The sequence below is a fragment of the Rossellomorea sp. ABR4_012 genome (assembly GCF_056159545.1).
This window is the reverse complement of sequence record NZ_JBSWVK010000003.1, coordinates 287847-300901: the sequence shown is the minus strand read 5'-3', so window position 1 is coordinate 300901 and position 13055 is coordinate 287847. Positions and strand designations below refer to the sequence as shown.

Genomic DNA, 13055 nt, shown 5'->3' with positions numbered 1-13055 from the left:
TTACTCCCCCCTTTTCTTAAGCAGTATATAGGCAAAAATCGGAGCTCCGATCAATGCTGTGATCACTCCGATTGGCAATTCAGACGGACTAATCACTGTACGCGAAATCAAGTCAGCAATAACTAGAAACGCCCCGCCTGTAATAACCGAAAGCGGTAGTACATGCTGATGGTCATATCCAATGATCCTTCTGATAAAGTGAGGGATCACCAGCCCTACAAAACCGATGGTACCTGATACTGCAACCGCCGCCCCGGTCAATGTGCTTCCTGCAATCAGAACCATATATTTTCTCTTCTGAACGGAGATTCCTATATGGCGGGCCTGCTCTTCCCCGAAGCTCATGCCGTTCAATTCCTTGGCATTAAACATAAGAAGGAGCGTCCCGGCAACAAAAAAAGGAAATACAATAAAAATATAATCCCAGCCCCTCATGGATACACTGCCTAGCAGCCAGCCGATAATCTGCCTTAACTCCTCACCAGAAAGAGCGATCATAAGAGAGATGACGGATCCTAGAAACGAGCTGAAAATGATCCCTGTCAGTATGATCGTTTCCACTTTCATCGTGCGGTCGACCTTCCTTGCAAACGTCAACACAAGGAATACGGTAAGCAATGAACCAAAGATACTGATGACTGGCAGTGTGAACAGGCCTAAAAACGGCAGACTTATATTGAAAAACAGAGTGACAACTGCACCGACCGATGCTCCAGAGGACATCCCCAGAGTATACGGGTCGGCAAGAGGGTTTCTTAATAAACCTTGAAAGGAAGCTCCCGCTATCGCTAAGGAGCTCCCAACTAGTAAAGCCAATAAAACACGGGGTAAACGAATGGAAAATACAATGTTTGAATGCATGGGGTCGACAGCCCCCGCTGAGCCGTTCCCAAACATTTCGGCACTGATGATCTTAAGGATATCAATGATGGGAACCTTTACAGTTCCTATCGATATCCCGATCAATAAAGATAGGATAAGAATACTCAATGCCAGCAGATAAATGATCCATATTCTATTCTGTAAATATCTCCGGATAAACAGACTTGGCAATTTCCTCTACTCCTTCTACCAATCTAGGACCAGTACGGGTCACTAGATCAGGATTTACATCATAAACATGTTCATTGTTCACTGCATTGATACCCTGCCAGCCATCCCGGGTCATGACCTGTTCGTTATCACCGTATGTGGTAATAATGACATCAGGATTCGCTGCGATGACCTCCTCTTGATTGACGGCGATCCATCCTTCCTGATCTTTCAAAGCATTTTCTGCATTAATCAATTCAAGCATCTCATTAATAAAGGTATTGTTTCCTGTTGAGTAAATGTCCGGTGCAGGAGCCACTTCCACGTACACCTTCTTCTGCTGCTCAACTTCTTCTGCTTTTGATTTAAGTTCTTGAAGATCTTTTTTCATAGAAGATACAAGCTTTTCCGCTTCCTTTGTCGTTCCGGTCAGCTTACCAATATTCTCTATGATTGTGTATACTTCATTTATTTTCTGTGTATCCCTGACCACGAATACGTTGATTCCTGAGTCACGTAATTGATTTAATCCTTCTTTCGCACTCACTGCCGTAGACTCATGTGCAAGCACAAGCTCTGGATTGAGGCTGATGATTTTCTCAACATTGAATTCCATTCCTCCAATTTTCTCTTTTGCAGCAGCTTCTTCGGGATAGTTATCGAAATCTGTCACTCCCACGACATTTTCACCAAGACCCAGTTCAAATAGTATTTCCGTATTACTGGGAATTAACGAAATGATTCGTTCGGGTTTGGATTCCAACGTGATTTCATCACCTAAAGCATCTTTCACTTGAATGGACTGGTCAACAGATTTCTCTTCAGTACCTTCCCCTGCCTTTTGATTCTCAGGCTCATTTCCACAAGCAGCCAATAATACAGACAGCATTAAAATAATTATCAAACTACTGATTTTTTTCATTGTTTCTCTCCTTCTTCCCTCATCATTTAAACCGCTTTCAGAATGATCGCTGCGCTCTTTCCCTTACCTGAATGTTTGAGGAGTTGAACATGCATCGATCAAACCCTACTTAGAGACAAATAAAAAAACATCCCCGAAAAGGCGATGCTGTGTAATATGCAATTAGGACCATTATGTAAATGCCATGCATGCATGTTACACCTTCCTATCCGCGTAGTACCAGTGTCAAAGATGTCAGGCAGGTCTCCTGGCTCATGGTCATTGCTTGCTGCACCTTCCCGTACATATGTACAGTGGTTCATTGCAGCTTGCTCCCATTTACAGTGGCGGGACCGCGTTGGAGTTGCACCAACTTCCCTTTTAAGAAGCGCTGGAATATGAAAACATACTCCGCTTCACCCGATCATTCAACTATGTAATTTTCCGTTCACATGAATTATACAGGAGCTTTTATGTCCGGTAAATATTTTTTTGTATTAGTGTCACAGTTTTTTTGATTGTCAAACACGATGTGAAAGTGATAAAATTTGTTCAATCTAAAATATCTTTACTACATTACAGCAGCAAATAGTTGCAGGAGGTTTGTTTGGAATGAAGAAAGAAATCGAACGTGCTACTTTTGCCGGTGGCTGTTTCTGGTGCATGGTAAAACCTTTTGATGAATTACCCGGAATCATTGATGTAGTGTCTGGTTATTCAGGCGGACACGTTGAAAATCCCACATATAAAGAAATAAAAGAAGGACAAACCGGACATTATGAAGTGGTTCAAATCACATTTGACCCTTCCGTATTCCCATATCGGGATCTATTGGACCTATACTGGCCCCAAATCGACCCAACTGATGACGGCGGGCAATTTCATGACCGCGGGGATCAGTATCGCACCGCCATCTTTTATCATAATGATGAACAAAGATGTGCGGCAGAAGAATCCAAACAAAGAATTACAGACAGCGGACGATTCACAAAGCCGATCGTGACAAAGATCCTGCCTGCAGCACCTTTCTACCCTGCTGAAGATTATCACCAAAAGTTTTATAAAAAAAATCCTGAAGAGTATAAAGCTGACCGCAAAGTATCCGGCAGGGATGAATTCATCAGTAATCACTGGGAGTCATAGCCTGCGCATGAAAGTCTCCCCTTTCTCACAAACTAGATGTGAAGAAAGGGGGTTTTTTGATGAAAAAACAAAATCAAGACAAGGAACAAGTAATCGGATTCGAAGGGCCAGGAAAGGCAGTCAATTTTTTCGATCCCTACCCTGATGAAGACAAAGTGAATTACAAAAATGCAGAGCAAGGTGAGGAAAAAAAAGACAGAGAGTAAATAGGTCGAGCCCAAAACGAATAGTATGATAACTTTTGTATAAGTTAAGAAGAAGGAACCGGGGAAATCCTCCACCAAGAAAAGCCATCAATCGCTAGATTTTCTCGGTTCTGTTACATTTTTTCATATCCCATGTGCTGTCATTCAGCCTTAGCAAGCCTCCGCTTTTAACTCAAACCTTCCTATGTCCCCCCAACCGAATCATTTACTAAAGCCCAATCTTTTTTATAGGAAATCATTTATACAATCAAAAAAAGGAGGCGAATAATTCCGCGCTCCTTTTTACTTTCTACTTCTTCAAATACGTCCAGCCTTCTTCTTGATATACTTTGTTTTCTTTCATCAGTTTCCCGACCGCACGTTTAAAGGAAGCCTTGCTCATATTGAAGCGTTCCTTTATTTCATCCGGCTGACTCTTGTCCCAGAACGGAATCGCGCCATTCCGTTGATGAAGGTACGCCAGTATCACACCTGCATCATCATGCATCTTATCTTGTTTGAGCGGGAGGAATGAGACGTTCAGGTTTCCATCATCCTTTACATCGATGACTCTTCCTTCAACCAACTCTCCCAGTCTCGGCTCTTGCTTCCGTTCATTCTCATGTACAAAACAACGGTATCCCTGTTCGGATAAAAAGAAGGTACCTACTTTCAAAAGACGGTAAACCCTGCCTTGGACCTTCGCATTCAGCATTTCCTTGGATGCTCTTCTCGACACTTGCTCAATGATATTTTCCGTTGCAAGCTTTCCGTATAAACGGTCCTGCTTGTCCCGATTTAATGACATGAACAATTGGTCGCCCGGCTCCGGCCATAAGGAAAGGAACTTTGGAAGATCATCTGCAGATACAAGAATATCTTTAGGAAGTCCGATATTGACAAACACACCTAAATCTTCGCGCTTATCTACTACTTCAGCCCATCCATAAGCTCCTGCCTGTATCTTTGGAATACGCATGGTTGCTGTCAGCCTGACATCCTTATCGTGATAGAGAAATACTTTGACTGTATCCCCCTCTTGAATATCATCTGTTATTTCTGAATGATGCAGCAGTACGCGATCTTCATGTTCATTTGTTAAAAAGAAGCCGTACTGCACTTCATGGTCGACATATAATTCTTCTACTGTTCCCGGTTTCAATGAAGACATGATCAAATTCCTCCAATTCAAATGGTAATAGCATTCATCCGCTCATTACACATCGTGTATATTGAATTAATATATCTTTTTTTCTTCTATATGTATAGTGCTTATTTTCTGCAGGAAGTAGTAAATGTATTTTGAAAATAATAAATTTGTGGATTCCAAAATATTCATTTGCGGGTTGTATGCAGGGACCCATAGCTTAAACCCAGGGTCCCCCAAGATTATTTAATTATGATTGTATTTCCTTACTGCTTCGTCCGTTGGAAGTAAAAATGTGAGCATTCCAAGTAAAGGGAGAAAACTGCATAGGATCATGACAAACCGAATGGAATATAGATCTGCAAGTCCACCGAAAAGAACAGCCCCCACTGCGCCCATACCGAATGCAAGTCCTACTGTCAGACCTGAGACCATTCCGATCTTTTTAGGCAGTAATTCTTGTGCATACACGACAATGACGCTGAAGCTCGATGAAATAATGAAACCGATGCAGAAAATAACCGGGAATACGATTGCTAACGACAAATAAGGTAGTGCCAAAGTTAGAGGTGCAGCCCCCAACATTGAAAAGAAGATGATATTCCGTTTACCAAATCTGTCTGCCAACGGACCGCCTAAGAAGGTGCCCAGCACACCTGCAAACATGAATGTAAAAATATAAGCCTGCGCTTCCTTGATGGATAACCCGTAGTCTTCAATTAAATAAAATTGATAATAATTCGATAAACCGGCTCCATACCAAGACCGGGCGAATACCAAAAACACAACTAATACCATAGTCCACTTAATCTTTCGATGGATTGGCGAAGATTTCACACCTTTATTCTTCCGGACATGTGTTGTTTCCTGAGTTTGAATCTGCCTCGAATACCAGTTGGATACCTTAAATAATAGTAGAATCCCCATGACCGCAGCAATGGAAAACCAAAGTGCCCCCTTTTGGCCGAATGGAACAAAGATGAATGCGGTAATCAAAGGAGCGAGTGATTGTCCCGTATTCCCCCCGACCTGATAGATCGACTGAGCGAGTCCCCTCCTCTGTCCTGCTGCCATATATGCGACTCTGGAACCTTCTGGATGAAAAATGGCTGAGCCAAAGCCGATAAACAAAACAGACAGAATGATCCATAAAAAGTGGCCTGATAGTGCAAATCCTATGAGGCCGATCAAACTAGAAAGCATCCCCAGCGGTAATAAGTATGGTCGGGATTTCATATCTGCATAATAACCAAATACAGGCTGCAATAATGATGATGTCATGTTCAACGCAAACGCAATCCACCCAATTTGTATGTAACTTAAATGAAGAGATCTCTCGATGATCGGAAACATGGCAGGAACCACTGACTGTAACGTATCATTGATGAAATGTCCTGAACTGATGGCAAATAGGATTCCGTAAATTGTAGCATTTTGCTGCTTATGTACTCGTTTCATTGCGGCCTGAGCCAAATGATCTCCCCCTTATTTATTTCGGTATGCTAAATAGTATAATGAAATTTATTCTATTTTTGTAGACTTTCTCTAAAAACAACCAATAATGAACATGATAAAAAGCCGCCGAGTCTATACTCAGCGGCTTTTTATCATGCAATATTTTATTATTCCCTATCTGGAAATACCCGCTCCAAAACATTCACGAATTCGTCGCCAATCCCTTCAATCGGTTCTCCGTTTTCCGCTCTGTCTGCATACCCTCTCATACGATCAAAAAAATCAGGGTTGGTTGATACATAGACATTTTCAATTCCTGCATCTACATTTCTGATCTGATTTGCAATTTTATCTTCAAGTTTTTGACTAACTTCATTTTCTCCGTTTTCCAAAACTGCTGCAACATAAGCATTTCTTTCAGTGCTCATCACGTAAGCTCTTTTCACTTCTTTTAAATCTGCAACATTATTTGCAGCTTCTTTTGATAATGAATAATTTTCTCTCACTGAATCACGGGTTCCGGTATCATTTACGTTCATATAATCTCCTGTTCGATCCCTGTCATACCCTACCCTTTCCAGCGCACCGTTATCATACTTCGTATTCATGCCTTGCTCATTCATATTATCATTGTTCATTCCGCATCCGGCTGCCGCCAATGAAACCATTGCTCCGAGTAAAGTAACGATTAGATACTTTTTCATGTTGTTTCCTCCTTATGATTAAATCATCGATTTTACTATCTCCCATTTTGGGAGTAAATATTCAAAAGCGGCATTTTGGTTGAAGAACGTCATAAGGAAATGATTTGGCTGTATGTAAAGTAGAGGCATTTCTATACTAATAACATAAAGGAGGCAGTGAGATGTTTCAGGCAGCACTTTGGGGAGGAGTTGCAAGTTTATCTTTATTTTTAGGAGCCTTGATCGGCATTTTCTTTAAGATACCAAAGAGAATCACTGCCTTTATCATGGCATTCGGAACAGGACTTATCATTGGTTCTGCAACCTTTGATTTGCTTAGCGAAGCCGCGGGCAATGCAAAAATTATTCATATTACCTCCATGTTTTTATTAGGTGCAGCCATGTTTACAACGTTTGAATGTTGGATCTCCCAAAAAGGGGGAAGCCAGCGGAAACGCTCAAAGAAGAATCCTCATAATCATTCTGGGTTAGCCATATACATAGGGACCCTTATGGATGCCATACCAGAATCCATTATCATCGGCGTGAGTTTCCTCGAAAGTCAATCCATACAATGGGTTTTTATTGTAGCTATATTTATCAGTAATTTTCCAGAAGCATTATCAAGCAGTATCGGATTGAAGCTTGATCAATACAGCATTAAAAAGATTTTGATTCTCTGGGGCAGTGTTGGAGTGGTCTCTTCCCTAAGTTCCCTTTTAGGGTATACTTTTTTACAGAATGCTCCTGAAAGTACAGAGTACATTATCGGAGCTTTTGGTGCCGGAGGGTTGTTAGCCATGGTTTCTTCTACCATGCTTCCAGAAGCATTTGAAGATGGGGGGCCGCTGATTGGATTCATTTCCGCAGCAGGGATCATCCTCTCATATATTTTTACAAATCTATAACGAACAAGGACTCACCTCGGGTAAGATGAGGTGAGTCCTTGTTTGATTGGTTCATTCTTTAATGATTTTCTGTTTATAGTGCAGCCGATGCCATTGATAACGTATGAAACATCCGATGCAGAAGCCCGCCAGAGCGATAGATGCAGCAAGGAATACCATTCCAGAGAAAAGATAAAATCCCATTGTCCAATGAAGCAATCCACTGACCAGGGCAGATCCCAGGCAAAAGGCTGCGATTACTGCATTGAATCTCTGCTGACCTGCATCTTCAGGACGATAAGCATTGGCATCTTTCCTCAAGAACAACCTTCCTATTTTCATAACGGGATTATATTTAAAGACCGCTCCTGAGAGAACAGCTAAAAATGGAATCCATAAGAGCCATTGAAGCTGAAGTATCCAGGATAGAATGACAAAACTTACAATGAACCATTGATTTAAGTCTACTAAAGGTTTCGGTATGGAATGTTGAGCACTCATTTTAATTCATACCTTTCTGATTGGAATTTGTGTAATTATAGTTTACTTCATTGGGTAGGTTAAATCAAAGTAAAAATCTGAACATAGCTGCCCAATTTTTTTGGAGTGGCTTCAGGAATAAACAGTTCACCTTGGCCACCAGGAGAAAAGGTAAACAACTTTACTTCTTAATGAATTCATTACTACTTGGATTCTTCTAAACGCTATCTTTTTCACCCTTTCACGTGTTATAATCTCTTAGATTGAGTATTGGGAGGTAGTATGAATGATTCAAGTATCAGATGTAAGCTTACGTTTCGGTGACCGCAAGTTATTCGAAGACGTGAATATAAAATTTACTCCTGGGAACTGTTACGGACTGATTGGTGCGAACGGTGCAGGTAAATCGACTTTCCTGAAAATCCTTTCAGGTGATATCGAAGCACAAACCGGGAATGTTTCCATGTCTCCAGGTGAACGCCTTGCTGTTTTGAAGCAGGATCACTTTGAGTATGAAGAATATGAAGTGTTGAAAGTCGTTATCATGGGACATACCCGTTTATACGAAGTAATGCAGGAAAAAGATGCCATTTACATGAAAGAAGATTTCTCTGATGAAGACGGCATGAGAGCCGCTGAATTAGAAGGTGAATTCGCTGAGTTAAATGGTTGGGAAGCGGAATCCGAAGCTGCCATTCTATTGAAAGGTCTTGGGATTGGTGAGGACGTTCATTCTAAACAAATGTCCGAGCTTACAGGTGGAGAAAAAGTAAAAGTCCTTCTTGCTCAGGCCCTGTTCGGGAAACCGGATGTCCTGCTGCTGGATGAGCCTACCAACCACTTGGATATCCAGGCGATTCAATGGCTGGAAGAATTCCTGATCAATTTTGAGAATACGGTCATCGTCGTATCACATGACCGTCACTTCCTTAACAAAGTATGTACGCATATCGCCGACCTTGATTTCGGGAAGATCCAAATCTATGTCGGAAACTATGATTTCTGGTATGAGTCCAGTCAACTGGCACTTAAAATGGCTCAGGATCAGAATAAAAAGAAAGAAGAAAAAATCAAAGAACTTCAAGCCTTCGTCGCAAGGTTCTCTGCCAATGCTTCCAAATCGAAGCAGGCGACTTCCCGTAAAAAGCTCTTGGATAAAATTTCTTTGGATGATATCAAGCCGAGTTCCCGCCGCTATCCTTATGTTCAGTTCAAGCCTGAACGGGAAATCGGGAACGACGTACTAAGAGTCGAAGGCCTGACGAAAACGATCGACGGAGTCAAGGTTTTAGACAACGTCAGCTTCATCATGAACAAGGAAGATAAGATCGCCCTTGTCGGAGCAGATGAAATTGCGAAAACCACTCTGTTCAAAATCCTGGCTGGTGAGATGGAGCCGGACAGCGGTTCTTATAAATGGGGTGTCACTACATCTCAAGCTTATTTCCCTAAAGATAACTCTGAGTACTTTGAAGGTTCGGAGCCTTCACTGGTAGACTGGCTGCGCCAATATTCGCCAGAGGATGAAAGTGAGACGTTCCTTCGCGGATTCTTGGGACGTATGTTGTTCTCCGGTGAAGAAGTCTTAAAGAAACCTAGTGTTCTTTCAGGTGGGGAAAAAGTCCGCTGCATGTTATCCAAGATGATGTTGAGCGGTTCTAACGTCCTTTTATTGGATGAGCCTACCAACCACTTGGATCTAGAGTCCATCACTGCATTGAACAATGGATTGATCGCGTTTAAGGGAGCCATGATCTTCGCATCCCATGACCATCAGTTCATCGAAACGATCGCAAACCGCATCATTGAAATCACGGATGGAGGAATCATTGATAAGCAGACTACTTATGATGAATTCCTTGAAATGAAAGCATCCCAAAAAGCTTAAAGAGTTCGAACACCAGTCAGATTGAATGGTTCATACCGAATGGCAATGTTAAGTTCGAATGGTAAAATAGACGCACTGGAGATTTCATCCTGAAATCTCCAGTGCGTTTTTTTTTGTGGATATTTGGATGGGCGGCATAGATAGCGTTTATTAACCGGTAAAATCCTGTCTGAGGAGAGGGCATGAATTCGTGATGATAGTGCCGTCCTTTAGTATGGGAAATGGTCTGTTGATTTTAGGTTTTAAGGGGGGCTCTACTTAAAGATTTTTCGACAAAAAGATCATAAATTTTTAAAATGGATCGTATTTCCCTGAAATGGATCATATATCCTGTAAATGGATCGTATTTTCCTGAAATGGATCATAAATTGCGAAAACGGATCATAAACCTTGTTTTCAACAAAAGGCACCCTTTGATTTAAGTCCTCCACATGGAGAACGAAACTATTTTCGTGAATATTACCACAAAAATCCCTGTGTTATGCCACGATCCCATGATTATCTCTCTCTTTCATAGCAAAAACGTACAACATCAAATGAGGCTGGGACAAAATCAAAAAACCGCCCCATATGGACGAACAATTACAGTATAGACTCTTAATACCGCTATTGATTTCCGTGCAAGACTTCGCTTTTTCGCGGGTAGCCCGTGAGCCACCTCGGAGCTGCGCTCCTGTGGGGTCTCACATGTCTAGCTACAGGGCTTAGAGGCACAGGTCATAAGCCAAACCGACCATGAAGGCAAAGAACGCCTTCGTGACCGATTCGACTCATGCCCCCCCGCCTCTGAACTAAGCCCTTCCGCTTTTCTGATAAGCTTCCCACAGGAGTCTTAGTCTTGCACTCCAATCAACCGCTAAAAAAAGCTAAAATGTAATTGTATGTTTAAACAACACTTAAAACCCGAACTAATTTGCCTACTTCAAATTAGTTCGGGTTTTACTTAGACTAACACACTTATGTCCCACCCTTAAGAATAATATCATAAAGGTTCTGGAAAAGCCTTATTCATTCCCTATTCTCTTTTTGGCTAAGTACCCTTTGATTTGAAAATAAGTGATGTTATCGGGGAGTTCCTCTTTGATTGGCTTCAATGGTTTCTCCCCGACCTTTTTAACGGCCTCTTCGATCAAGGATTCTTCATTATCATTGAAGAAGATCGTCCAATCATCGGTCATCCCTTCCTCGTAGGAACGTATTATATGATTCTCTATCGTAGCAGTACTCATTTCACGTGCACCAGCTATTTCTTTTATGTTTTTATTCTCTCTGAACATCCGGAAAGTCAGAATATGAGAGGGTTCATCAGTCTTTTCTCTCGGCCGTGCGGAAGAAGAACCGGAGGAGGCTTTTTGATCAACCTTTCGGGAATAATCCTGGTTCTCTTGTAAAAATGAATGTATTTCATTCATAAAAGGTTCTCCGTACCGTTCCAACTTGCTCTCTCCGACCCCGCTTACATTCAGAAATTCAGTATCATTGGAAGGCTGCTTCAAACACATATCATGCAGCGTTTTATCTGAAAAGATAACAAATGGCGGTACTCCCTCTTCCTCCGCGATGGACTTCCTGAGCATCCGGAGTGTATGAAATAAATCATCGTCATTTGATAATACGGGAGCAGCAGTTACCTGTTTCTTTCTTGAAACCTCCCTCTCCCCAAGCAAAACTTCTTTTCCTTTACTGGAAACCTTCAGGATCGGGAAGCTGCCACCTTCTACAGCAATGATTCCTTCTGCGATCAAGTAATCAATGAATAGTCCGACTTCCTTCTGCGATTCCCCTTTTAACAATCCATATGTGGTTAATTTATCAAAGCCAAAATCGACTATTTTCTTCCCTTTAGAACCAGTCAGAACACCGCTTATAAGAGATGTGCCAAATCGCTCATTCATACGGATCATGCATGAGAGCACCATTTGGGCTTTAACGGTTACATCTTCCGTCTCCCTGTCGTCGAGACAATTGCTGCAGTGGCCGCATTCTGTATAGGCCTCTTCCCCGAAATAAGAAAGAATGTAATTTTGGAGGCATGACTCAGTATGAACAAAATCCACCATGTCCCTCAGCTTTTGAAGTTCATTGCGATGTAATTCTGGACTCATCACATTCTGTTCTATGATATAGCGTTGAGTCTGAATATCCTGCGGGGAAAAAAGTAAGATGCATTCACTCTCAACACCGTCCCTTCCCGCTCTTCCTGCTTCCTGGTAGTAAGCTTCCATGTTCTTTGGAATTTGATAATGGACAACATAGCGTACATTTGATTTGTTGATGCCCATTCCAAATGCATTGGTTGCAACCATCACCATAATTGAATCGTTCAAAAATGCCTCCTGCTGCTCGAGGCGTAAGGAATCAGAAAGACCTCCATGATATTTCCCGGCAGACAATCCTTTTTTTACTAAATAATCATGGACACTTTCTACTTCTTTCCGGGTTGCACAATAAATGATCCCTGATTGCTGTATGTTCCTATGTACATACTGGCCAACCCATCGTTTCCTGTCCTCACCTTTTAGAACATTAAAAAATAAATTGTTTCGTTGAAAACCAGTCAATACTTTGTTTTCTGAAGGAATATGTAAATGGTTGAGGATATCGATTTGAACTTGAGGGGTAGCTGTAGCAGTCAAAGCTAAAATAACCGGATTGGAGGAAAGCTGATTTACTGCATGATAAATTCCTAAATAGCTAGGTCTGAAATCGTGTCCCCATTGGGATAAACAATGTGCTTCATCAACAGCGACCAATGGTATGTTCACTGAATTAAGGAAGTCGATGAAGTGTGAAGATTCCAGCCGCTCAGGGGCTACATAAAGCAGTTTGTATTCTCCATGAGATACTTCTTCCATTCTTTGTTCCACTTCCCCCGCTCTCAGGGTACTATTTATATAAGTTGCCGGTATCCCTTGGAAGGTCAATGAATCGACCTGATCTTTCATGAGTGAAATTAAAGGAGAGATGACAAGTGTGATTCCATCAAGCAGCAATGCAGGAACCTGGTAACAAATTGATTTCCCGCCGCCTGTCGGCATGATGCCGGCAGTATTCCGACCTGATAAGATGTTTGAGATAATCTCAGCCTGTCCATTTCTAAATTTTTCGTAACCGAAATATTGCTTTAGTACGTGTTCAGCTTCTTTTATCAAAATATTACCTCCCCGCCGTTTCTTCTCTTCATTGTATTCTAATTTAAATCCTGTGCCAATACATAGGAAACGAAAAAATAAAAACATCAATAAGTAGACTTG

Annotated in this window: 11 protein-coding genes and 1 riboswitch; of the genes, 4 read left to right on the top strand and 7 right to left on the bottom strand. The window is 41.6% G+C overall.

Annotation, left to right across the window (positions count from 1 at the left end; all coding sequences use genetic code 11):
• Complete coding sequence (locus tag ACXAFV_RS14550; RefSeq protein ID WP_475127491.1) at positions 1–1053, bottom strand: FecCD family ABC transporter permease; 1053 nt, start codon at positions 1051–1053, stop codon at positions 1–3.
• Positions 1016–1954, bottom strand: coding sequence for a helical backbone metal receptor (locus ACXAFV_RS14545; protein ID WP_475127490.1), 939 nt, complete (start codon positions 1952–1954; stop codon positions 1016–1018). Before ACXAFV_RS14545 ends, ACXAFV_RS14550 begins: the two co-directional genes overlap by 38 nt.
• A gap of 220 nt (positions 1955–2174) precedes the next feature.
• A riboswitch (cobalamin riboswitch) is annotated at positions 2175–2372 on the bottom strand.
• 185 nt (positions 2373–2557) lie between these two features.
• On the opposite strand from ACXAFV_RS14545, the gene msrA reads away from it, so the two are divergent.
• Together msrA and ACXAFV_RS14535 are read left to right on the top strand one after the other, a co-directional pair.
• Positions 2558–3076, top strand: coding sequence for a peptide-methionine (S)-S-oxide reductase MsrA (msrA, locus tag ACXAFV_RS14540; protein ID WP_475127931.1), 519 nt, complete (start codon positions 2558–2560; stop codon positions 3074–3076).
• A 59-nt stretch (positions 3077–3135) separates the two neighbouring features.
• Positions 3136–3282: a hypothetical protein gene (locus tag ACXAFV_RS14535; RefSeq protein WP_475127489.1), complete on the top strand. Its 147-nt coding sequence runs from the start codon at positions 3136–3138 to the stop codon at positions 3280–3282.
• A gap of 289 nt (positions 3283–3571) precedes the next feature.
• Here the strand turns inward: ACXAFV_RS14535 and ACXAFV_RS14530 are convergent, their stop codons facing one another.
• The 3 genes from ACXAFV_RS14530 to ACXAFV_RS14520 all read right to left on the bottom strand — a co-directional run bounded on the left by ACXAFV_RS14530 (position 3572) and on the right by ACXAFV_RS14520 (position 6567).
• Positions 3572–4423, bottom strand: a complete 852-nt coding sequence (locus ACXAFV_RS14530) for a CvfB family protein (protein WP_475127929.1) — start codon at positions 4421–4423, stop codon at positions 3572–3574.
• Between the two features lie 231 nt (positions 4424–4654).
• Positions 4655–5866, bottom strand: a complete 1212-nt coding sequence (locus ACXAFV_RS14525; RefSeq protein ID WP_475127927.1) for an MFS transporter — start codon at positions 5864–5866, stop codon at positions 4655–4657.
• 164 nt (positions 5867–6030) lie between these two features.
• Positions 6031–6567 (bottom strand): YhcN/YlaJ family sporulation lipoprotein, encoded by a 537-nt coding sequence (locus tag ACXAFV_RS14520; RefSeq protein ID WP_475127488.1) that lies wholly within the window; start codon positions 6565–6567, stop codon positions 6031–6033.
• A gap of 161 nt (positions 6568–6728) precedes the next feature.
• On the opposite strand from ACXAFV_RS14520, the gene ACXAFV_RS14515 reads away from it, so the two are divergent.
• Complete coding sequence (locus ACXAFV_RS14515; protein ID WP_475127486.1) at positions 6729–7454, top strand: ZIP family metal transporter; 726 nt, start codon at positions 6729–6731, stop codon at positions 7452–7454.
• 51 nt (positions 7455–7505) lie between these two features.
• On the opposite strand, the gene ACXAFV_RS14510 is transcribed toward ACXAFV_RS14515, so the two are convergent.
• Positions 7506–7934, bottom strand: a complete 429-nt coding sequence (locus ACXAFV_RS14510) for a DUF4395 domain-containing protein (protein ID WP_475127485.1) — start codon at positions 7932–7934, stop codon at positions 7506–7508.
• Positions 7935–8199: 265 nt separating this feature from the next.
• Between ACXAFV_RS14510 and ACXAFV_RS14505 the strand changes: the two genes are divergently transcribed.
• Complete coding sequence (locus ACXAFV_RS14505; protein WP_475127484.1) at positions 8200–9801, top strand: ABC-F family ATP-binding cassette domain-containing protein; 1602 nt, start codon at positions 8200–8202, stop codon at positions 9799–9801.
• 1004 nt (positions 9802–10805) lie between these two features.
• Here ACXAFV_RS14505 and recQ read toward each other — a convergent pair.
• Positions 10806–12953, bottom strand: a complete 2148-nt coding sequence (gene recQ, locus ACXAFV_RS14500) for a DNA helicase RecQ (RefSeq protein ID WP_475127482.1) — start codon at positions 12951–12953, stop codon at positions 10806–10808.
• Between the last annotated feature and the right edge of the window lie 102 nt (positions 12954–13055).